The organism is Peptoniphilus sp. BV3AC2, from assembly GCF_000478945.1.
Classification (GTDB): Bacteria; Bacillota; Clostridia; order Tissierellales; family Peptoniphilaceae; genus Peptoniphilus_B; species Peptoniphilus_B duerdenii.
This window is the reverse complement of record NZ_AWXD01000009.1, coordinates 1-23,351: the sequence shown is the minus strand read 5'-3', so window position 1 is coordinate 23,351 and position 23,351 is coordinate 1. Positions and strand designations below refer to the sequence as shown.

Here is a 23,351-nt window from a genome sequence, read left to right as displayed (position 1 = left end):
TCTACACCTAACTTGACGAACGTAGTGAGTCTTAGTAGGTGTGATGCAACCTGTTTCCCAAGAGGCGTAGCCGATTGGTTGAAACAGTCTGCTGAAAGCATTTAAATATTCCACCAAAAAATTTAATTTCCTCAACAAAAAAAAGCGGCGGTGCCGCTTAAAAATTATCTTTATTCATTTTACTTTTTCCCTTACTTTTTCTTCCTTGCTTCTTCCTAACTTCTGTCATAAATTCTGATTCTTTAGTCTTGGCATCTAAATATTTTCCTGGTTCTATTAAATATAATTCTTCTTTAGCCCTTGTAAGCGCTACATAGAAGAGTCTTCTTTCTTCTTCGTAGTCGTTGTAGATGCCTCTATCCAATCTTTCGATGGAGCGAGAACTTGGAAGTATTCCCGAGGTCAAGTCGATGATAAATACTCTGTCAAACTCCAGTCCCTTCGCGGAGTGCATGGTTGAAAATGTAAGGCTCGACGTAGATCTTGTCGGTTCCCTTAGTAGTTCGTCGAGATATTTTAATCTTCCGATGAATTCTTCGTAGGAGTCCACGTTCTTTGCAATTTGCATTAGGGTATATGCAAATTCACGAGATTCTTCGATATTTTGTCCCATTCTCTTGCAGGAATTTTTCATGTAATCGCTATAATTTAGTTCGTAGAGGATGAAGTGAATCTTTTGGTACATGGTTTTCTTTTTCAAGGATTTGAAATCCAAAATCAATTCATAGAAATTATCTTTGTAGTAGGAGGGAAGATCAGGATAGGTAAGAAGAGCCTCCAAATAGTTGTCCGTCTGGATATTTTTTATATATTCCATCTGTCTCTTACTGATGTAGCCTTTGATTTTGTAGTAAAAACTGTAGAAAATTTCGTAGTTAGACGGATCTATTGAGAAATCTATGATGTTTAAAATATCTCTAAATATAAAATTATTATAAAATCGAAGCTTAGTGTCCCGAATATTAAATGGAATATTATTTCTCTCAAAATATTCCACTAGACCTAGAACTTGTGCGTTGTTTCTATATAGCACCGCTGAAGATTTGTCGTCGAGTTTACTTTTTATAAATTTAAATTGGTCTATCCTCGTCGGAAGTTTTACCAGGTACACCGGCTCTCTTTCCACCAAGGTAGACTCAATAGTCTTGTCAAATCTCTCCCTGTTACCTTCGATAAAAGTGTTTGCGCAGTCGATAATATGCCTTTGAGAACGGTAATTTCTCTGCATCTTGAAGATGGTAGGGTGGATTCTCTCCTCGAACTTTTTAACTTCTTCCACGCTTGCTCCACGAAATCCGTAGATGGCTTGGTCGTCATCGAGCACGACGAAGAGATTGTTCTTCGGATGGGCGAGAAGCTCCATAATTCTAAATTGTGCAAAGGATGTGTCCTGTCCTTCGTCCAGTTGATAGTACTTAAAGGTACCTCTCACTTTTTGCAGCACAAATTTATCGTTTAAGAGAATTTCGTAGGCTTTCGTAATCATATCGTCGAAGTCAATTAAATTCTTGGAAGCCTTGTAACTTTCGTAGCTATGAAAGATTTCTTTAAATCCACTGATCTCAGAACCACGATTATCAACGAGTTCCTCCGGAGAGATGCACATATTCTTTACGTAGGAAATATCTGATAGTAGAGATTCCAAAATTTCATCAGTAGGATTCTTTTTATTTATATTTCTATAAATATTTTTTAAAATCTCCTGCTTGCTTGGTCTTTTTCCTTCAAGAAGATTGTAATTTACACCGCGAAGCCTCTTGTGATAGTTTAGAATCCTATAACAAAATGCGTGGATAGTTGAGAATTCTGCATCATTTTTGCCGAAGAGTTCAAAATATTTTCTCTTCATGTCAAGGCTCGATGCCTTTGAAAAGGTGATAGTCAAAATCTTCTTTGGATCCACACCACTACTTATTAATTTGTTGGTTCTATGCATGAGCATAGTGGTCTTACCAGCTCCAGGAACTGCGAGGACCATCGCCGGTCCATCTCGAAATTCTGTTGCAAGGAGCTGTTCTTTCGATAAAACTCTGTCCATATGTATCCTTATCTGTAAAAGGGTATTAAAAAAGGAAGGTAAACCTTCCTATTAAAATGCTAGATTGCATTATTAAGTCTCTTTGTAAGTCTAGAAATTTTTCTTGCAGCTTCGTTTTTGTGAATTACATTTTTAACGGAAGCTTTTTTAAGTTTCTTATCTACATCTTTTAAGATTTCTCTAGCTTCATCGAAGTTTCCTTCAGCTAATGTCTTTTCAAATTTCTTTATAACTGTTTTGAATTCAGTTTTTCTAGCTTTGTTTCTTAGTCTATTTCTATTTCCAATTTCGATTCTTTTCTTTGCAGATTTAATATTTGCCACTTATTTCACCTCCATTAATTATTACGCTCTTAGTATTTTACCACGAGGGCAACGAGTTTGCAAGAGTTATTTCATGAAATCAAGCTCTACCTGATTAGAAATATCTCTGCCATAATCGGTTAAAAATATCCGATTATTTTCAACGCGAATGGTTTTGTAATTTAAATTTTTTTCAATTTCTTCTTTGTAATATTTTTTTATGTCGACGCCGAATCTATTTTCTGCATCTTCTATGTCCACGCCATCATTAAGCCTAAGTCCCATAATCATGTATTCGTGGAGCCTGTCAATATTTTTAAGCTTTTCCTTAAATATTTGAGGAAGTCTACCTTCATCGATCATTTCAAAATAATTTTTAAAATTATCCGTATTTGTGTATCTATATTCACCGACGCTTGACGATGCAGAAAGACCATATCCAATATATTCTTCTATCTTCCAGTATCTCAAATTATGCACCGATTCATATCCACTCTTTGCAAAATTTGAAATTTCATACTGATGGTATCCAAAATTTTCAAGTCCTTCTACTACTCGATGATACATCTTTCTATCCAGTTCTTCGTCTGGAAAGGTGTACCTGCCTTCTTCGTAAAACTTCTCCATTGGAGTTTTAGACTCAATAATTAAACTATAGTAGGAGATATGCTCTGGATTTAATTTTTCAATTTCTTTTAGAGAATCTTCCACGTCCTCCATATTTTGATCTGGAAGGGCAAGCATAAGATCCAGGTTTAGATTTTTAAATCCCGTTTCTCTGATATTCTTGGCGGCTAAAAAGGTGTCACTATTTTTGTGAACCCTGCCGATTTTCTTTAAGATTTCTTCGTTAAAGGATTGCACTCCCATGGAGATTCGATTAATTCCTAAGTCTTTGTAAACCTTTAATTTTTCTTTGGTAATCGAGTTAGGATTTGCCTCCAAGGTTATTTCTATATCTTCTGTCCAAGGATATTTCTTCAAGAATTTAAAAATATCTTCTATATATTTTGAGTCAACAAAAGAGGGGGTTCCTCCTCCTATAAATATGGAATTAATTTCATCTTTAGGAGGATTCATCCCCATCTCCTTAATTAAATATTTAAAATAATTTTCTATATTTTCTTCTGAAATGCAGCTATAGGACGTGAAGTCACAGTAGTTGCATTTTTTTATACAGAAGGGAATGTGAATGTAGATTGATGTCATTTTTCTTCGTCGTATTTTAGTACTGTTAAGAATGCTTCTTGTGGCACTTCTACAGAACCGATGGATCTCATTCTCTTCTTACCTTCTTTTTGCTTTTCAAGAAGTTTTCTCTTTCTTGAAATATCTCCACCGTAGCACTTAGCAAGTACGTCTTTTCTAAGAGCTCTTATGGTTTCACGAGCGATAATCTTCGCACCGATGGCAGCTTGGATTGGAATTGCAAATTGATGTCTTGGAATTACATCCGTTAGCTTTTCGCAAATTCTTCTGCCCCTTGCATAGGCTGTGTCTTTGTGAACGATCATTGAGAAGGCATCCACAAGTTCAGAATTTATAAGAATATCCATCTTCACAAGTTCTGAGCGTTTGTATCCGGTAAGTTCGTAGTCGTAGCTTGCGTATCCACGAGTTTTGGATTTAAGCGCATCGAAGAAGTCGTAGATAACTTCGTTAAGTGGAAGGTCGTAGCTAATTAGAGTTCTAGTTTCTTCCAAGTACTGCATATCTATAAAGATTCCACGCCTATTTTGGCAAAGCTCCATAACTGCCCCCACATAATCTGTAGGAGTCATGATCTCTGCGCGAACGATAGGTTCTTCCATAAATTCTATTTCAGTTGGATCTGGTAGGTTGGATGGATTTTGAATTTCAAATACTTTGTGATCTACAGTGTGTACCTTGTAGATAACTGAAGGTGCAGTGGTAATAATATTTAAATCGAATTCTCTTTCCAGTCTTTCTTGGATGATTTCCATATGAAGAAGACCTAAGAATCCACATCTAAAACCGAATCCCAAAGCAACAGAAGTTTCTGCATCAAAGGATAGGGCAGCGTCGTTTACCTGTAATTTTTCCAAAGCTTCTCTAACTGCGGTGTACTCTTCTCCTTCACCAGGATAGATTCCGCAGAATACCATCGGTTGAACTTGTTTGTAACCAGGCAGAGCCTTTTCTGTTGGACGAGATTTTTCTGTAACAGTATCACCGACACGAGCTTCCTTCACTTCTTTAATAGAAGCGGTGAAGTATCCAACATCTCCTGCAGAAAGTTCACTTAGACTCATAAGTCCAGAAGTGGTCACACCGACTTCTACAACTTCAAAGGTTGCACCGTTTGACATCATTTGAATTTCCATGCCAGGTTTAATAACTCCGTCGAAAACTCTGATGTAACAGATAACTCCCTTGTAAGAGTCATAGTAAGAGTCAAAGATTAGAGCCTTTAGAGGAGCCTTTGCATCTCCAGTTGGATGGGGCACAGCTTCAATAATTTTATCGAAGACAGCTTCCATTCCCACGCCAGTCTTAGCAGAGATAAGAGGAGCATCGTGAGCATCGATTCCGATAATATCTTCTATTTCTTGCTTAACTTCTTCAGGTCTTGCAGCAGGTAGGTCAATCTTATTTATAATTGGCACAAGCTCCAAGTCTTGGTCTATTGCAAGATATACATTGGCAAGAGTTTGAGCCTCAACACCTTGGGATGCATCCACCACCACAAGGGCACCTTCGCAAGCTTGAAGTGATCTTGAAACTTCGTAGTTAAAATCTACGTGACCAGGAGTGTCGATTAAGTTTAAAAGATATTCCTGACCATCTTTCGCTTTATACACAAGCCTAACGGCTTTTAATTTAATTGTAATTCCACGTTCGCGTTCAAGATCCATTGAATCTAGAACCTGGGAGTCCATCTCTCTTTCGGTAAGCATCCCCGTCATTTCAATAAGCCTGTCGGCGAGGGTACTCTTACCGTGGTCAATATGGGCAATTATAGAAAAGTTACGAATATTTTTTTGTCTGTCCATTAATTCTCCTTATCTTTATAAACGATAGATGTGGCTGATTTGAAAGGGAAGAATCTATAAACTGCAAAGGAGTAGATATTCTTCTTGGTTATAGGGCCAAAAGCTCTCGAGTCCTCCGAGTTTAGACGATTGTCTCCCATTACAAAATATTCGCCATCACCTAGTACAAATTCATCATCTATATCTCCATTTAGATGGGCTGGAGTAAAATCTTTTACATAAGGCTCGTCAAGGAGTTTGCCATCTATGTAAACTTGTCCGTCTTTAATAGTTACAGTCTCACCAGGAAGACCGATAACTCTCTTTATAAATTTTCTTTTTTCTCCAGGGATTGGAGGTTTTATAACAACGATTGAATCTCTTTCTACCTCTTGAAACTTCTTGTAAGATAGGCAGAATAAAAGATCTTTGTGGTGAAGGGTATTTTCCATACTCGCACCATTAACCGATGCAATATTGAATACATAATTTCTAATAAGCAGTCCTAAAATAACTGCAATAACTATACTTTTAATAAGCGATATACTTTCTTTTGACATAGTTACCTCCTATAGACCTTTATTTTATCATAGTTATGCGGATTTAAAAAGATAGTTAATGAGGAATAGAGTAAAGTAGCAGAAAATTTATTTTTTATTTTACTCGATTTAAATTTAAATCAAGATAACGCTTTCAATCATTGAAACATTATATAATTTTATGTTATTATATTAAAAAATTTTTTTTGCAAGGAGGCAAGACAATGAAGAAAAAAATACTTTCATTAATTTTAGCACTACTTATGTTAGTGCCGAATGTGACGGCTTTTGCAGAGTTTGACAATGAAAAATTCGACAAACTTGATATGAAAGCAATGGAAGCAGATGAAAATCAAAAAGTAAAAGACTTGATTTTTCAGACAAAAGGTAAGGTAAAAGATGAGGACAGGGTAAAGGTAATTGTAACTCTTAAACCTGAATCATTTAGAGAGCTAGGAGAAATGGTGGATGCCAAAGAACTCTATAGCGAAAGAGGAATTAAATCCCAAATTAATTTTGGTAAAGCTGCTTTAGAAAAAGCTTTAGCAGAAATTAGAAATTCTGGGATAAACATTGTGCCAAAGAATGAGTTCAATGTTTTATTATTAGGATTTGATACAGAAATTTCTTTTAAAGATGCAAAAGAAATTGCAAAGTTTAACTTTGTAAAATCTGTAAGCATACAAAATAATATAAATAAACCAATATCAACCGCAGAAGATCTTTTTAACAAAAAAGGAGTATCTTTTAGATCTGCTCAATCAAGAGACATAATCGGTAACGAAGAAGTATATTCAAAGTACAAGGGAGAAGGAACCATAGTTGCGGTTATAGATTCAGGTTTTGATACAGAACACGAAGCATTTTACTTAACTGACTTAGGAAAAGAAAAAGCTATATATTCAAAAGAAAAGATTGAAAAATTAAAAGCTGATGGTGTACTAGAACACGGTTTTTACAAGAATGAAAAAATTCCATATATATACAACTACTATACAACTTCAAACCACGATTTGGTAAAAGAAAGAAATGAAAACTCTCACGGTCAACACGTGGCAGGTACAGTAGCAGGAAATAGAGTTACGGTAGACTTAGGCGAATCAAAAAGAGAAATCATAGGAGTTGCACCAGAAGCTCAACTTGCACTAATGAGAGTCTTCTCAGATGATAATGCAGGAACAGCTCCAGCAATCTACTTAAAGGCGTTGGAAGACTGTGCAAAATTAAATGTGACAGCAGTAAACATGAGTATCGGTGCACCCGCAGGAGATAGTACAAATATTGACAAAGAAATTCTAGATGCAATAAATAGACTTGAAGAAGCTGGATGTGTAGTTGCAATTGCTGCAGGAAACAACACTTCATTTGGTAAAGGACTTGGTTTTTCTCCAAAGGCAGAAAATCCTGACTACGGAATACTTGCTAACCCAGCCGCAGCAGAAAAATCTTTTGCAGTAGCATCCATTGAAAATGGATTTACATTCCAAAAATATTTTTACAATATAACTAAGAATGAAAATAAAACAAGTTTCTTCCTAAAATGGTCAAAAGACGATAACAACAAAGAACCAAAATTAGAAGTAAATAAAGAATTTGAATTCGAGTTTGTAGGACTTGGAAAAGAAGAAGACTACAACGGAAAAGATGTAAATGGAAAAGTAGTTCTTATTGAAAGAGGAGATATTCCATTTGCAGAAAAAGTAAAAATAGCAAAAGAAAAGGGAGCAAAAGTAGTATTCATCTACAACCATAAACAAGGTGGAGATGAATTTGTAGGTATGAAAGATACTGGCAATCAAGGTATACCAGTAGCTTGTCTATACTATTCCGCAGGGATGAAGTTAAAAGAAAATGGCGGGAAAATTGTATTTAAGGAAGGAAGAAAAGAATTTATAAATCCACTTAAAGGACAAATTTCTGAATTTTCAAGTTTTGGTCTAACCAGTGATGGAATCTTCAAACCAGAGATAACTGCTCCTGGTGGAAATATATTTTCTCTAGGAAACGACAACACTTACAATGTGCAAAGCGGTACATCTATGGCTACTCCTCACGTTGCAGGTGCTCTTGCCCTTGCAAGATCCATGGTGGACGAAAGATTCCCGGAACTTTCAACTAAAGAAAAATGGCAAAGAATTAGAAATCTACTTATGAGTACTGCAGAAATTCATTATAACTACGATGGAGCTGCAACTAGCCCAAGAAGTCAAGGGGCTGGAGTTATGAAACTTCAAAAAGCACTCCACACAAAAGCTATACTCATTGGAGATAATAATGAAACAAAATTATTTAAAAGAGCAGCCACAGATAACGAAACTTTAACTTTTAAAATTCAAAACTTATCTGATGAAGAACTAACTTATAATTATAAAACTATAATCGTAGCTGACAGAGTAACTAAGGATGGTTATCTAGACCTTAAAACCAGATCTCTAAGGACAGATTACAATGGAGAGGTTACACTAGGTGCAAAAGAAACCAAAGAGATAAGTGTAAATATAGATACCAGAAACTTCTCAGACAAACTAAGAAGAGAGATGCCAAATGGATACTTTATAGATGGATTTGTAGTATTTGAAGATCAAGATGAGCCTACAATTTCAATTCCATTTATAACATTCGTAGGAGATTTGGATAGACTAGCTTATGTAGAACCTTCAATTTACGACTTAACAAAGGAAAATAAAATTCCATTCTACTGGAATGAAGAAGGAAACACCCATATAGCAAATTTATCAAAAAAAGATGAAGTAAGTAACTATGACTTTACACATCTATATACAAATGTAGAAAATCGTACAGAAATATTAGGACAAGTGAAAGATTACACTACAAAAGCTCCTAAGTTCTACGACAAACACGTACTATCTCCAAATAGAGATGGATACGCAGACTATCTTTACACTAGGTACACTATGCTTAGAAGTGGATTTGTAGACATAGATATCTACAAACTAGATGAAAATGGAAACAAAAGCCCTGCATCTATTCAAAACTTCTTAAAGAAAGAAGAAGTTGTGAAGAACTTTGGCTCTCCGATGATGGGAAGTTCTTACTATATAGATATACCATTCCCAAGTAATTCAGCTAAGGTTGAAGAAGGAAACTATGTAGTAACAATAAAATCATATAGAGATGAAAATAAACCAGCAAAAGATGTGGATATGTACTTCACCATAGACATTACCAAACCAACATTAGAAAATGTTAAGTTTGAAAATAATGTTCTAAGCTTTGTACCAAAAGATGAAAATGAGATAAGGGAAGTAATAGTAAAAGTTGGAGATAAAATAGTAGACAAGACCGAAGAAGGATATAGTATCCCAGAAGGTACTGATCTAAAGGACGTTGTAATAGAAGTAAAAGACCTTGGATACAACACACTTAAAACTACAGCGAAAATGGCACTTGAAAATAAAAGTTCTGGTGCAAATATAAATGTAAAACTAAATAAGGAAGATCCAGACTTCAAATTAAATTACACAATTATAGATGAAAATGGAAGAGAATTCTTTGAAGATAATCTAGCACCAGGCAAATACTCTCTTAAAATCGAAAATCCATCAGAAATCTATAAGATTGAAAAGGTAAATGACAAAGCGCTAAATGATTTAAAAGTTGAAAAACTTGAAACAGAAGAGCTAGATGACAATGGTAAAAAGATAGTAAAAGATATCTATATCTACGATTTCGAAGTTAAATCTGGCGAAAAAACAGATATAAATGTTGAAATAAACAAACTAGATGCCCACTATGTATACTTTTGGTTGTACAATTATACCAATGAATTCAAAGGCGTAACCCTTGAAAATAAAAAGACTAAAGAAAAAATAGATTTGGATTTAGTAGTAGGTAAAAACGATGGATCTGGTGTAGGAGCAAAAGCATTTTCTAAGTTGATTCCTTACGGTGAATATATAATTATAGTTAATGGAGATACAGAAAACTATGACGTCAAATTAAATAGAACTGTTGTGGAAAACGGCAAGGATAAGAAGGAAAGTGCAGGGATGTCTCTAGTAGTAGATGACAACTCTAAGTTAAATAAGGCAGGAAATATTTCCTTCGACATAGATGCAGAGAAGAAGAGTACAACATTAAATATCTTTGGAGAAAATCAAGATAAGGTTAAGTATAATCTAAACTTAGAAGGAACAGATGATAAAGCCTCATTTATAAACTTGGCAGGAGCAAAAGAAGTAGAAACAGGAGCAGAACTTGCAGCTAAAAACTATCTTTTACTTCCAATTCCAAAAGAGGGATACTATGCAGAACCAGCACTAGTATACTTAGAACTAGGAAAAAACAAAATTACAAAGTTCCCAAATAAAACAGCCTCTACATTTAAAAATGGAGAAGGTGCCAATGTACAAGTGGACATCAAAAAATCTGAAGGATTTGGAAGTTTAGAAATAAATGATAATTCAAAAGCTTTGGGCTACACTCAAAAATATTTAGTAAGAGATATAAGAGGTTATAAAGGATTAAATAATAATGTCTATACTGATCTAAACAAAATTCCAGAAGGCTACTATGTAGTAACTCCTGAGTTTGATGAAAATTCTATATACACTAGCCAAGATAATTTAAAGATAGTAAAGGTAAATGCAAATGAAAAAACTACTTTAAATTTTGTATTTGAAGATAAAACAGCAAGTGAAGATGGAATAGCGTTTATATACTCTCCAAGAAAAATAAATATAAAGGTTAAAAGTATTAAAACTGGAGCAGAATTACCATTACTTATAGAAAACAAAGAAGATAATGGATCTATAAGCTATATGTTTATGGGCAATGAAGGAGTCTATGAAATAATTATAGAAGATGCAAAAGGACTTAGATACCCAAGATACTTTGCAATGACTGGCAATACTATGCTTGGAATAACTGAAGGAGAACCAGTAGCGACATCAGTTGTATATGATAAAGAATTAGATAACCTATCTAAAGAATTAAATGAACTTCTAGACAAGGCAAATGGATTAGAAAGAGATAAATATACAGATGAATCTCTTAAACTACTTGATGAAGCACTTACAAAAGTAAACAAGGATTCAAAAGTTGCTGAAGAACTAAAGAACTCTATTTCAATAGTAAAAGCTGCACTAAAAGGATTAAAATCAAAATCTACAGTTAAACCAGAACCAACTGATCCAGTAGCACCTGGTCCAAAAGATCCAGTAATACCAGATCCAGTAGATCCAACAGAGCCACCAGTGCAAAAAGAAAATGAAGTTACACCTTTTGTACCTTTCTTTACAAGTCCAATCTTTGAAACGGTTAAAAAGGAAACTAAGCCTGAAGAAAAATTGGTTAAAGTTGGAAGCACTACTTTAAAATTCAAAGAAAATTTAAATGAAAATAAACCTTCAATAGAATTTATAGATATGACTAACTCTAATTACAAGTCTTATGTTGATATAGCAGTTAGAAGAGGACTATTAGTAGGAGTTTCAAAGGATAGATTTGCTCCAACTACAGGCATTACAAGAGCAATGGTAGTGGAAACACTTAGAAGATTAACAGATGACGATACAAACTATACTTCAAACTTCAAAGATGTAAAGATAAATCTATGGTACTACAAGGCGGTTAGCTGGGCAGAAAAAATAGGTTTAGTAGCTGGATATGGAGACAATACCTTCAAACCTGACAGAAACTTAAATATTGAAGAGCTAGCTGTAATAATTGATAAATTCTTAGAAAAAGGAAATCTAAATATAAACTCTTCAAAAGACTCAGATAGAAAAATATCTTCTTGGGCAGAAAGCTCCTACAAGAAGCTTATAGCATCAGGAATATTATCTGAAGAAGACTTTGAAAATAGTAGAGAAGTCCTAACGAGAGAAAAACTTGCAAAAGTACTTGTAAAACTTGTAGAGATAATAGAAAAAAATAATTAAATAAATTTTTTAGAACCTTGGAAACGAGGTTCTTTTTTTAATGAAATCTATAACACCAAAAAAACATTTATATAATAGGAAGAAAAAATAAATTTATAGAAATAAAATTAAAATAAATTTCTAAAAAATAAATAAATTTTAAAATTAGGTGAAAATTATAAGTATTTTCTGTATTGCTATTGGAAACCTTGACATATAGTGTTATAATAATAAATTGCATAATAATAATTTAGAGTGGACTAGTAGGCTCTAAATTTAACGTTTATATACCAAAAGTAGGGGTGATTTGATGGTACATCCTGTTAAATACGGGAAACGCGAAAGAATGAGTTTTTCAAGGATTGAGGAGGTTTTAAGCTTACCTAACTTAATCGAAGTACAGACTAGCTCATATAAATGGCTTCTTGATGAAGGACTTAAAGAAGTTTTTGAAGATGTAAGTCCGATTGAAGACTACGCTGGCAATTTAATCTTGGAGTTTGTTGATTATAAACTTCACGAAGAACAAGCAAAGTACGATATAGATGAGTCAAAGGCGAGGGATACTAACTACGCTGCGCCACTTAAAGTGATGGTTAGACTTATCAACACAAAGACCGGAGAAGTCAAAGAACAAGAAGTGTTTATGGGAGATCTTCCTCTTATGACACCAACAGGCACATTTATTATAAATGGTGCGGAACGTGTAGTAGTTTCTCAGCTTGTTAGAAGCCCAGGTGCTTACTACAAACAAGAAACTGATAAGGTAGGTAGAAAACTTATTTCTGCTACTCTTATTCCAAACAGAGGAGCTTGGCTAGAATACGAAACAGACTCACAAAGCGTAATTAACGTTAGAATAGATAGAACTAGAAAGATACCAATTACAGTGCTTCTACGTGCAATTGGTTTAGAGTCAAATGAAGAAATTACAGAATTTTTAGGTGAATCAGAACTACTTCTTAGAACTTTTGAAAAAGATTTGACTACTAATAAAGAAGAAGCTCTTATAGAAATTTACAAAAAACTAAGACCTGGCGAACCACCTACTCTAGATTCTGCGCAAAGTCTCTTCGAAAATATGTTTTTCGATTACAAGAGATATGACCTTGCTCATGTAGGTAGATACAAGTTCAACAAGAAACTTTCTATCGCATCTAGAATAGAAGGTCAATTCGTTGCAGAAGATATTATCGATACGCTTACAGGAGAAATCCTAGCTAAAGCTGGAGATAAACTTACAAGAGAAGATGCTTTTAGAATAGAAAATGCAGGAGTTAATACGGTTACTGTTTTAATCAAGGCAATCCACGCTGGAGACGAAGATAGAAAAGTAATTGTACACGGAAACAACTTCTCAATTCCAAAGAATTATGATCTTCCTTTCGATTTAAAAGATCTAGGCTTTAAGGAAAAGATTTATCTTCCAGTATTTGAAGAAATATACAATGAATTTTCAAACGATGAAGAAGCTTTCAAGGCAGAACTTATAAAAAGAAAATTCGACCTTTCTCCAAAACATATTTTAGTAGATGATATGTTAGCTTCTGTTTCATATGAGTTCGGACTTTCACAAGGAGTTGGAACTACAGATGATATTGACCATCTAGGCAATAGAAGAATCAGATCAGTTGGAGAACTTTTACAAAACCAATTTAGAATTGGTATTTCCAGAATGGAAAGAGTAATAAAAGAGAGAATGACTGTACAAGATGCGGATACTACAACACCACAATCTCTTATAAATATAAGACCAGTGACAGCTGCAATCAAAGAATTTTTCGGTTCATCACAGCTATCACAATTCATGGATCAAAACAATCCACTTTCTGAACTTACTCACAAGAGAAGACTTTCAGCTCTAGGACCTGGAGGACTATCTCGTGATAGAGCTGGTTTCGAAGTGCGTGACGTACACAACTCCCACTACGGAAGAATGTGTCCGATTGAGACTCCAGAAGGACCAAACATCGGTCTTATCACTTCTCTAACAACCTATGCGAGAATAAATGAATATGGATTCATAGAAGCTCCTTATAGAAAGGTGAAACTTGGAGAAGGAATCGTAACAGATGAAATTGAATATATAACAGCAGACGTTGAATACGAACAAATCATTGCCCAATCAAACGAAATTTTGGATGAAAACGGAAAATTCGTAAACTCTAGAATCGTTGCAAGAGGACCAGAAGGTGTGGTTGACTTCTTCGATTCAGACAAGGTTACCTACATGGACGTAAGCCCTAAGCAAATAGTAGCTGTAGGTACTGCGATGATTCCATTCCTAGAAAACGACGACGCAAACCGTGCCCTAATGGGAGCTAACATGCAACGTCAAGCAGTGCCACTTCTAAAGACAGAAGCTCCTATTATAGGAACAGGAATAGAATACCGCGCAGCTAAAGACTCTGGGGTTGTAATCGTTGCAACAGATGACGGAGTAATAGAAAAGGTAGATGCAAAATCAATCACTCTTAAAAGAGATGAGGACGGCAAAGTAATAAACTTTAAACTTCACAAATTTGTAGGCGGAAACCAAGGTACAACCATCAACCAAAGACCAATCGTGAAAGAAGGTCAAAAGGTTAAGGCTGGAGAAGTAATAGCTGATGGACCATCTACAGATATGGGTGAAATGGCACTTGGTAAGAATATCCTAATCGCATTTATGAACTGGGAAGGATATAACTACGAAGACGCTATGCTAGTAAACAAAGATCTAGTTATAAATGACGTGCTAACTTCACTTCATATTGAAGAATACGAATCTGAAGCCCGTGATACTAAACTAGGACCAGAAGAAATCACAAGGGACATTCCAAATGTCGGAGATGATATGCTTAAGGATCTAGATGAACGTGGAATTATAAGAGTTGGAGCAGAAGTTAAACCTGGAGATATCCTAGTAGGTAAAGTAACTCCTAAGGGAGAAGGAGACCAAAGTCCAGAAGAAAGACTACTACGTGCAATCTTTGGAGAAAAATCTCGTGAAGTAAGAGATACATCTCTTAGACTTCCTCATGGGGAACAAGGAATTGTCGTAGATGTTAAGACATTTAGAAGATCTACAGGAGATGAACTTCAACCAGGAGTTCAAGAAATGGTAAGGGTATTTATCGCTACGAAGAGAAAAATCCAAGTAGGAGATAAGATGTGTGGTCGTCACGGCAACAAGGGTGTTATCTCAAGGGTAATGCCTGCAGAAGACATGCCATACATGCCTGATGGAACTCCAATCCAAATCGTTCTAAATCCACTAGGGGTACCTTCCCGTATGAACCTAGGACAAGTACTAGAAGTTCACTTGGGACTTGCAGCTAGAAAACTCGGTTGGAAAGTTGCAACACCAGTATTCGACGGAGCAAACGAACAAGATATTATAGATTCATTAGAAAAAGCTGGACTTCCAGCAGATGGTAAGATTCAACTAAGGGACGGAAGAACCGGAGAAGAATTCGACCATCCAGTAACAGTAGGAATAATGTACATGCTTAAACTTCACCACCTTGTAGATGAAAAGATTCACGCAAGAAGTACAGGACCTTATTCACTAGTAACTCAACAACCTCTAGGAGGTAAGGCACAGTTCGGTGGACAAAGATTCGGAGAAATGGAAGTTTGGGCACTTGAAGCCTACGGCGCATCCTACACACTACAAGAAATGCTTACAGTTAAATCAGATGATATTGTAGGTCGTGTAAAGACTTATGAAGCAATCGTAAAAGGCGAAAATATTCAAAAGCCTGGCGTACCAGAAAGTTTCAAGGTTCTAATAAAAGAATTGGAAGCACTTGCATTAGAAATACAAGTATTAGACGAAGACAAGAACTTAGTCGACTTACAAGTAGATGAAGAAGATCTAGCAAGAATAGATCAAGGTGCAGCAGAAACAGAAGAAGATATTAAGGAACTTATAGAAGGAACTTCTCACCTTTCAAGAATTTCATCAAAAGAAATCGAAAATATGTCCATCGAAGAAGACGATGAGGATGACGATGATGAGCCATCATTCATAAAGGTCATAACCGGCGAAGATGCTGAAGATATGATGGATGATGTGGATGATGACGACGATATGGAAGAGGAAGAATAGTTCTTTAAGAAAGGAGATTCATTTGAGTAGGCATGATTTATTCCACTCTATCAAAATAGGACTCGCAAGCCCTGAAAAAATCAGAGAATGGTCCTATGGCGAAGTGAAAAAACCAGAAACAATAAACTACAGAACATTGAAGCCTGAAAAAGAAGGTCTATTTTGTGAAAAAATATTTGGACCTACCAAGGATTGGGAATGTTCCTGTGGAAAATATAAAAGAATAAGATATAAAGGTGTAGTGTGCGAAAAATGTGGAGTTGAAGTAACAAAAGCCAAAGTTCGTCGTGAAAGAATGGGTCACATAGAACTAGCAGCACCAGTTTCACATATTTGGTACTTCAAAGGCATCCCTTCAAGAATGGGACTAGCCCTTGATATGAGCCCTAGAGCCTTAGAAAAAGTTCTATATTTCGCTTCATATATAGTTACAAAAGTAGAACCTGAATGTAACGCTGTTTTTGTAAAACAAATTCTATCAGAAGTCGAATATAGAGAACTAAAGAGCGAATACGGTGACCAATTCGAAGCAGGAATGGGAGCAGAAGCCGTAAAGAAACTTTTAAAACAGATAAATCTAGAAAAAGAATCTGAAATGTTAAAGGCAGAAATGGAAGGCGCAACAGGACAAAAGGCAATTAGAGTTTCTAGAAGACTAGAAGTAATAGAAGCCTTTATCCAATCAGGAAACAAACCAGAATGGATGATCCTAGATGCAATACCAGTAATCCCACCAGATCTAAGACCTATGGTACAACTAGACGGTGGTAGATTTGCAACTTCGGATTTAAACGATCTATACAGAAGAATAATAAATAGAAACAACAGACTAAAAAAACTACTCGATATAAATGCACCAGAAATAATAGTTAGAAATGAAAAGAGAATGCTACAAGAAGCAGTAGATGCTCTTATTGACAACGGAAGAAGAGGACGTCCAGTAACAGGACCAGGTAACAGACCACTTAAATCTCTTTCTGAAATGTTAAAAGGAAAGCAAGGTAGATTTAGACAAAACCTACTAGGTAAACGTGTTGACTACTCAGGACGTTCAGTAATAGTAGTAGGACCAGATCTAAAATTCTATCAATGCGGTCTTCCAAAGAACATGGCACTTGAATTGTTCAAGCCATTTGTAATGAGAGAGCTTGTAGCAAAAGAATATGCTCACAATATAAAAGCAGCTAAGAGAAAAGTGGAAAGACAGACAGAAGAGGTTTGGGATGTGCTAGATGAAGTTATAAAAGATCATCCAGTACTACTAAACAGAGCGCCGACCCTTCACAGACTTGGTATCCAAGCATTTGAACCAGTGTTAGTAGAAGGAAAAGCAATCAAACTTCACCCACTAGTATGTACAGCATACAACGCTGACTTCGACGGGGACCAAATGGCAGTCCATCTACCACTATCCATAGAAGCACAAACAGAAGCTCGACTTCTAATGCTATCTACAAACAATATTCTAGCTCTAAAAGATGGTAAACCAATTACAACACCTACCCAAGACATGGTACTAGGTATGTACTATCTAACCCTTGACAGAAAAGATGAAGTCAAAGGAAACGGCATGGTTTTCAGAGATATCGATGAAATGATGCATGCTTATGGAAGTGGATTTTTACACTTACAAGCAAAAGTAGGAGTTAGAAGATACAAAGACGAAGACGACAAGAGAGGAAAGATAGTTTACTCTTCAGTAGGAAGATTCTTAGTAAACGAATTTATCCCTCAAGATCTAGGATTTGTAAATAGAGAAGAAGATCCATACGGACTAGAAATAGACAGAGTAGTAGATAAAAAACTACTTGGAACCATAATCGAAAAAACTTACAAAAAACATGGAAATATAGAGACAGCAGTCCTACTTGACCATATCAAAGAAACTGGATACCACTATTCAACCATAGGAGCAATCTCAATCTCAATGGGCGACGTAGAAGTACCAGAAATAAAACCAGAAATCCTAAAGAAAGCCGATGAACAAGTAGATATCTATGAAGATACATTTGCAATGGGATTAATATCTGATGAAGAAAGATATGAAAAAGTAATCGAAATTTGGAACGACGCAACAGACGAGCTAACCGATGAAGTAATGAGTGGATTCGACCCACTTAATAATATCTACATCATGGCGGACTCTGGAGCGAGAGGATCTAAGAACCAAATCAGACAGCTAGCAGGTATGCGTGGACTAATGGCATCACCATCAGGAAGAACTATCGAAGTACCGATTAAATCAAACTTCCGTGAAGGACTATCAGTGCTTGAGTTCTACATGTCAGCCCATGGTTCTAGAAAGGGACTTGCAGATACGGCTCTAAGAACAGCGGACTCAGGATATCTAACCAGAAGACTAGTAGACGTATCACAACAAGTAATAGTAGAAAAAGAAGACTGCGGAACAGATGAATATATCGTAGCAAAAGCATTTACCGACGGAAAAGAACTAATAGAAAGTCTAAAAGACAGAATCGAAGGTAGATACTCAGCAGAAGATATAGTAAATCCAGAAACAAAAGAAATAATCGTACCAAAGAATACAGAAATCTCAGACGACGATGCAGAACTAATAGAAAAACTTGGAATAACAGAAGTTAAAGTTAGATCTGTACTTGGATGTAAGTGCAAAAACGGAGTTTGCGCACACTGTTACGGAAGAAACTTGGCAACAGGAAGTCAAGTAGGAACAGGAGAAGCAGTCGGAGTAATAGCAGCACAATCCATCGGTGAACCGGGAACTCAGCTTACAATGAGAACATTCCACACAGGTGGAGTTGCAGCCGCAGCAGACATCACCCAAGGTCTTCCTAGAGTTGAAGAGCTTTTCGAAGCTAGAAAACCAAAGGGACTTGCAGTAATCACTGAGATAGATGGAACAGTAGAAATAAAAGAAGAAGATAAGAAACGAGAAATCGTAGTAACTTCAAAAGACGGAGAAGCAGCAACCTACAACATCGTCTACGGAGCAAGAATAAAAGTTAAAAACGGAGACTATGTCGAAAAGGGAGCAGAACTAACTCAAGGTTCAGTATACCCACAAGACTTACTAAAAGTTAAGGGAAGAGAAGGAGTAGAACAGTACATCATAAAAGAAGTACAAAGAGTATACAGACTTCAAGGGGTAGACATCAATGACAAACACATCGAAATAATAGTTCGTCAAATGATGGGTAAGACCAAGGTATTAGATGCAGGCTCAACAGAATTACTACCAGGCTCATTAGTAGATAACGTTGACTTCAAGAGAGCAAATGAACTAGCAAGAGAAGAAGGAAGACAAGAAGCAACAGGCGAAGTAGCACTACTAGGAATCACAAAAGCTTCCCTTGCAACAGAAAGTTTCTTATCAGCAGCATCATTCCAAGAAACCACAAGAGTTCTAACAGATGCAGCAATCAAAGGAAAAGAAGACCAACTACAAGGATTAAAAGAAAATATAATTATAGGACAATTAATCCCTGCAGGAACAGGAACAAGGATGAATTCCAAAGTACAACTAGGACTTTCAGAAAAGCTTAAAGAAAACTTTGAACTCCTTGAAAATACTGAAAAAGTCTCCAAAAATATGGTTGACTTAACAGAAATAGAATGATAAAATAGTTTAGTGTGAAAGACTACTCTTCCAGGGTAGTCTTTCCACTATGTAAAATAAAGAAGGAGGTGCAGAATGCCTACAATTAATCAGCTAGTTAGAAGCGGAAGAAAAAAGGTAGAACACAAATCTAAATCACCAGCACTAGGAGTAAACTACGACTCACTAAGAAAAGTTGAAACTAAAGCACAATCACCACAAAAACGTGGAGTATGCGTAGCGGTTAGAACAGTAACACCTAAGAAACCTAACTCAGCACTTAGAAAGGTAGCAAGAGTTCGTTTAACAAATGGATATGAAGTCATGGCTTATATACCAGGAATTGGACATAACTTGCAAGAACACTCCGTAGTTCTTATCAGAGGTGGAAGAGTAAAAGACCTTCCAGGGGTTAGATACCACATCGTAAGAGGTACACTAGATACAGCAGGAGTGGACACAAGAAGACAATCAAGATCAAAGTACGGTACAAAGAAGCCAAAAGCTAAATAATTTTAAAAATTGACTCATTATATAGATTGCTTAGGCAAGCGGATATACCGAGTACCGATGAATCAACTAATAATGGTTAAGGAGGGAAGTTATGCCAAGAAAAGGACATATACCAAAAAGAATTGTTATGGCTGATCCTAAGTACGATGACGTTGTAATAACAAAACTTATAAACAACGTAATGTTAGACGGAAAAAAAGGAACAGCACAAAAAATAGTATATACAGCACTTGACAAAGTAGCTGAAACAACAGGCGAAGAATCAATAGAAGTATTCTACAAAGCTCTTAACAACGTAATGCCTGTATTAGAAGTAAAAGCAAGAAGAATTGGTGGAGCAACATACCAAGTACCTATGGAAGTTAGACCAGAAAGACGTCAAACACTAGGACTAAGATGGCTTGTAGGATTTGCTAGAAAACGTGGAGAAAGAACCATGGCTGACAGACTAGCAAAAGAAATCCTAGACGCATCTAATGGTTTAGGCGGCTCTGTAAAGAGAAAAGAAGAAATGCATAGAACAGCAGAAGCCAACAAGGCATTTGCTCACTACAGATGGTAAGGGGGAAATATGCCAAGAGAAATACCATTAAATAAAGTAAGAAATATAGGTATTATGGCTCACATTGACGCTGGTAAAACAACCACAACAGAACGTATCCTTTATTACACAGGTAAGATCCACAAAATAGGAGAAACCCATGAAGGTGCAGCACAAATGGACTGGATGGTACAAGAACAAGAAAGAGGAATCACCATCACATCAGCTGCAACAACAGCAATGTGGAAAGGATACAGATTAAACATCATAGACACACCAGGACACGTAGACTTTACAGTAGAAGTAGAAAGATCACTACGTGTACTAGATAGTTCTGTAGCTTTATTCGATGCAAAATCTGGAGTTGAGCCACAATCAGAAACAGTATGGAGACAAGCTGATAAATATAGAGTTCCTAGAATATGCCATATAAATAAAATGGATGTAACAGGAGCAGACTTTTATAGATCAGTTGAAACCATAAAGAACAAACTACATGCAAATCCAGTTCCAATACAAATCCCAATGGGAGCAGAAGAAAACTTCATTGGAATGATTGACCTTGTAGAAATGAAAGCTGAAATTTATAAAAACGAAGACGGAACAGAAATAGAAATAACAGACGTTCCAGACGAATATAAAGAAAAAGCTTTAGAATATAGAGATCAAATGATCGAAGCAGTATCAGAGTTCGACGAAGAACTTATGATGGCTTATCTTGAAGAAGAAGAAATCACAATAGAAATGATAAAAAGAGCAATCAGAAAGGGAACTATAGATGTAAAAATATTCCCAGTAACATGTGGATCTTCTTACAAGAACAAAGGAGTTCAATTACTACTAGACGCTATCGTTGATTACATGCCAGCGCCAACAGACATCCCTGCAATAGTAGGAACAAAACCAGGCACTGACGAAGAAGAAGATCGTCACGCATCAGATGACGAACCACTATCAGCACTAGCATTCAAAATAGTATCTGACCCATACGTAGGAAAACTAGCATACTTCAGAGTATACTCAGGATCTATAAAAGCAGGATCTTACGTACTAAACTCATCTAAGAACAAGAGAGAAAGAATAGGAAGAATCCTATTAATGCACGCTAACAAGAGAGAAGAAGTGGAAGAAGTATTCGCAGGAGAAATCGCTGCAGCAGTAGGACTAAAAGATACAGGAACAGGGGACACTCTATGTGATGAAAAGAGCCCAATCATTCTTGAAAACATGGAATTCCCAGAACCAGTAATCTCAGTAGCAATCGAACCTAAGACCAAAGCGTCACAAGATAAGATGGCACTAGCACTACAAAAGTTAGCAGAAGAAGACCCAACATTTAGAACCTACACCGATGAAGAAACAGGACAAACAATCATCGCAGGAATGGGAGAACTTCACTTAGATATAATCGTAGACAGACTACTAAGAGAATTCAAAGTAGAAGCAAATATAGGTAACCCACAAGTATCTTACAGAGAATCCATCACCATGCCATCTGAAGGAGAAGGAAAATACGTACGTCAATCAGGTGGACGTGGACAATATGGTCACGCAAAGATCAAAGTAGAACCACTAGAACCAGGTTCAGGTTTTGTATTTGAAAACAAAATCGTAGGGGGAGCAATACCTAAGGAATTCATAGGACCAACCCAACAAGGTATTGAAGAAGCACTTCAATCAGGGGTACTAGGCGGATATGAAGTACTAGATATAAAAGTAACCCTATACGACGGATCATTCCACGATGTCGATTCATCAGAAATGGCATTCAAAATAGCAGGATCAATGGCACTAAGAGATGCACTAGCAAAAGGAAATCCAGTACTACTAGAACCAATGATGAAAGTAGAAATTACAACCCCAGAAGAATACATGGGAGACGTAATCGGAGATATCAACTCAAGACGTGGAAGAATGGAAGGAATGGAACTAGTAAACGGAGCACAAATAGTAACATGCTACGTACCACTAGCAGAAATGTTTGGATATGCTACATCACTAAGATCAAACACACAAGGAAGAGCAAACTATTCAATGCAATTCGACCACTATGAACAAGTACCTAAAAACATTGCTGATGAAGTAGTCGGCAAGAAAAAAGATAAATAAGGAGGATTAAAATGGCAAAAGCGCATTTTGAAAGAAACAAACCACACGTAAACATAGGAACAATAGGACACGTAGACCACGGTAAAACAACACTAACAGCAGCAATCACACTAATAATGAACAAGAGATACGGATCAGGAGAATTCGTAGACTACGCACACATCGACAAAGCACCAGAAGAAAGAGAAAGAGGAATCACAATCTCAACATCACACGTAGAATACGAAACACCAAACAGACACTACGCACACGTAGACTGTCCAGGCCACGCTGACTACGTAAAGAACATGATCACAGGAGCAGCACAAATGGACGGAGCAATCCTAGTAGTAAGTGCAGCAGACGGACCAATGCCACAAACAAGAGAACACATCCTACTAGCAAGACAAGTAGGGGTACCAAAGATAGTAGTATTCCTAAACAAAGAAGACCAAGTAGATGACCCAGAACTAATCGAACTAGTAGAAATGGAAGTAAGAGACCTACTAAGCGAATACGACTTCGACGGAGACAACACACCAATCGTAGTAGGATCAGCACTAAAAGCCCTAGAAGAACCAGAAGGAGAATGGGGAGACAAAATAGTAAAACTAATGGAAGAAGTAGACGCTTACATTCCACAACCAGAAAGAGACACAGACAAACCATTCCTAATGCCAGTAGAAGACATCTTCTCAATCACAGGAAGAGGAACAGTAGCAACAGGAAGAGTAGAAAGAGGAACAGTAAAAGTAGGAGACAACGTAGAAATCGTAGGACTATCT

At 36.4% G+C, this 23,351-nt stretch carries 12 protein-coding genes; 7 read left to right on the top strand and 5 right to left on the bottom strand.

What is annotated here, in order from left to right; genetic code table 11:
• Positions 1 to 157 precede the first annotated feature (157 nt).
• The 5 genes from HMPREF1252_RS03660 to lepB all read right to left on the bottom strand — a co-directional run bounded on the left by HMPREF1252_RS03660 (position 158) and on the right by lepB (position 5,893).
• On the bottom strand, positions 158 to 2,038 hold the full coding sequence (locus HMPREF1252_RS03660; protein WP_023059424.1) for an ATP-dependent helicase: 1,881 nt from the start codon (positions 2,036 to 2,038) through the stop codon (positions 158 to 160).
• Between the two features lie 59 nt (positions 2,039 to 2,097).
• Positions 2,098 to 2,361, bottom strand: coding sequence for a 30S ribosomal protein S20 (rpsT, locus tag HMPREF1252_RS03655; RefSeq protein ID WP_008901712.1), 264 nt, complete (start codon positions 2,359 to 2,361; stop codon positions 2,098 to 2,100).
• Positions 2,362 to 2,427: 66 nt separating this feature from the next.
• A complete protein-coding gene (gene hemW, locus HMPREF1252_RS03650) occupies positions 2,428 to 3,549 on the bottom strand; it encodes a radical SAM family heme chaperone HemW (protein ID WP_023059423.1) in 1,122 nt (373 codons plus the stop codon).
• Positions 3,546 to 5,354: a translation elongation factor 4 gene (lepA, locus tag HMPREF1252_RS03645; RefSeq protein WP_008901714.1), complete on the bottom strand. Its 1,809-nt coding sequence runs from the start codon at positions 5,352 to 5,354 to the stop codon at positions 3,546 to 3,548. Before lepA ends, hemW begins: the two co-directional genes overlap by 4 nt.
• A complete protein-coding gene (lepB, locus tag HMPREF1252_RS03640; RefSeq protein WP_008901715.1) occupies positions 5,354 to 5,893 on the bottom strand; it encodes a signal peptidase I in 540 nt (179 codons plus the stop codon). The genes lepA and lepB overlap by 1 nt, the downstream gene beginning before the upstream one ends.
• Positions 5,894 to 6,096: 203 nt before the next feature.
• On the opposite strand from lepB, the gene HMPREF1252_RS10030 reads away from it, so the two are divergent.
• The 7 genes from HMPREF1252_RS10030 to HMPREF1252_RS03605 form a co-directional block, all read left to right on the top strand.
• On the top strand, positions 6,097 to 11,775 hold the full coding sequence (locus HMPREF1252_RS10030; protein ID WP_023059419.1) for a S8 family serine peptidase: 5,679 nt from the start codon (positions 6,097 to 6,099) through the stop codon (positions 11,773 to 11,775).
• A 289-nt stretch (positions 11,776 to 12,064) separates the two neighbouring features.
• Positions 12,065 to 15,847 carry a DNA-directed RNA polymerase subunit beta gene (locus tag HMPREF1252_RS03630; RefSeq protein ID WP_036746848.1) on the top strand — a complete coding sequence of 1,261 codons (3,783 nt, stop codon included), beginning with the start codon at positions 12,065 to 12,067 and terminating at the stop codon, positions 15,845 to 15,847.
• Positions 15,848 to 15,869: 22 nt separating this feature from the next.
• Entirely contained in the window at positions 15,870 to 19,445 is a 3,576-nt protein-coding gene (gene rpoC / locus HMPREF1252_RS03625; protein WP_023059425.1) for a DNA-directed RNA polymerase subunit beta', read from the top strand.
• A 75-nt stretch (positions 19,446 to 19,520) separates the two neighbouring features.
• Positions 19,521 to 19,937, top strand: a complete 417-nt coding sequence (gene rpsL, locus HMPREF1252_RS03620; protein ID WP_008901718.1) for a 30S ribosomal protein S12 — start codon at positions 19,521 to 19,523, stop codon at positions 19,935 to 19,937.
• 91 nt (positions 19,938 to 20,028) lie between these two features.
• Positions 20,029 to 20,499: a 30S ribosomal protein S7 gene (gene rpsG, locus HMPREF1252_RS03615; protein ID WP_023059421.1), complete on the top strand. Its 471-nt coding sequence runs from the start codon at positions 20,029 to 20,031 to the stop codon at positions 20,497 to 20,499.
• 9 nt (positions 20,500 to 20,508) lie between these two features.
• Positions 20,509 to 22,587: an elongation factor G gene (gene fusA, locus HMPREF1252_RS03610; protein ID WP_023059420.1), complete on the top strand. Its 2,079-nt coding sequence runs from the start codon at positions 20,509 to 20,511 to the stop codon at positions 22,585 to 22,587.
• Positions 22,588 to 22,598: 11 nt separating this feature from the next.
• A partial coding sequence (locus HMPREF1252_RS03605; protein WP_023059426.1) for an elongation factor Tu occupies positions 22,599 to 23,351 on the top strand: 753 nt, incomplete at its 3' end.

Bases quoted from the DNA above. Each gene is read 5' to 3' on its own strand.
- HMPREF1252_RS03660 (WP_023059424.1), bottom strand. From the start codon at position 2,038: ATGGACAGAGTTTTATCGAAAGAACAGCTCCTTGCAACAGAATTTCGA.
- hemW (WP_023059423.1), bottom strand. From the start codon at position 3,549: ATGACATCAATCTACATTCACATTCCCTTCTGTATAAAAAAATGCAAC.
- lepA (WP_008901714.1), bottom strand. From the start codon at position 5,354: ATGGACAGACAAAAAAATATTCGTAACTTTTCTATAATTGCCCATATT.
- lepB (WP_008901715.1), bottom strand. From the start codon at position 5,893: ATGTCAAAAGAAAGTATATCGCTTATTAAAAGTATAGTTATTGCAGTT.
- HMPREF1252_RS10030 (WP_023059419.1), top strand. From the start codon at position 6,097: ATGAAGAAAAAAATACTTTCATTAATTTTAGCACTACTTATGTTAGTG.
- HMPREF1252_RS03630 (WP_036746848.1), top strand. From the start codon at position 12,065: ATGGTACATCCTGTTAAATACGGGAAACGCGAAAGAATGAGTTTTTCA.
- rpsL (WP_008901718.1), top strand. From the start codon at position 19,521: ATGCCTACAATTAATCAGCTAGTTAGAAGCGGAAGAAAAAAGGTAGAA.
- rpsG (WP_023059421.1), top strand. From the start codon at position 20,029: ATGCCAAGAAAAGGACATATACCAAAAAGAATTGTTATGGCTGATCCT.
- fusA (WP_023059420.1), top strand. From the start codon at position 20,509: ATGCCAAGAGAAATACCATTAAATAAAGTAAGAAATATAGGTATTATG.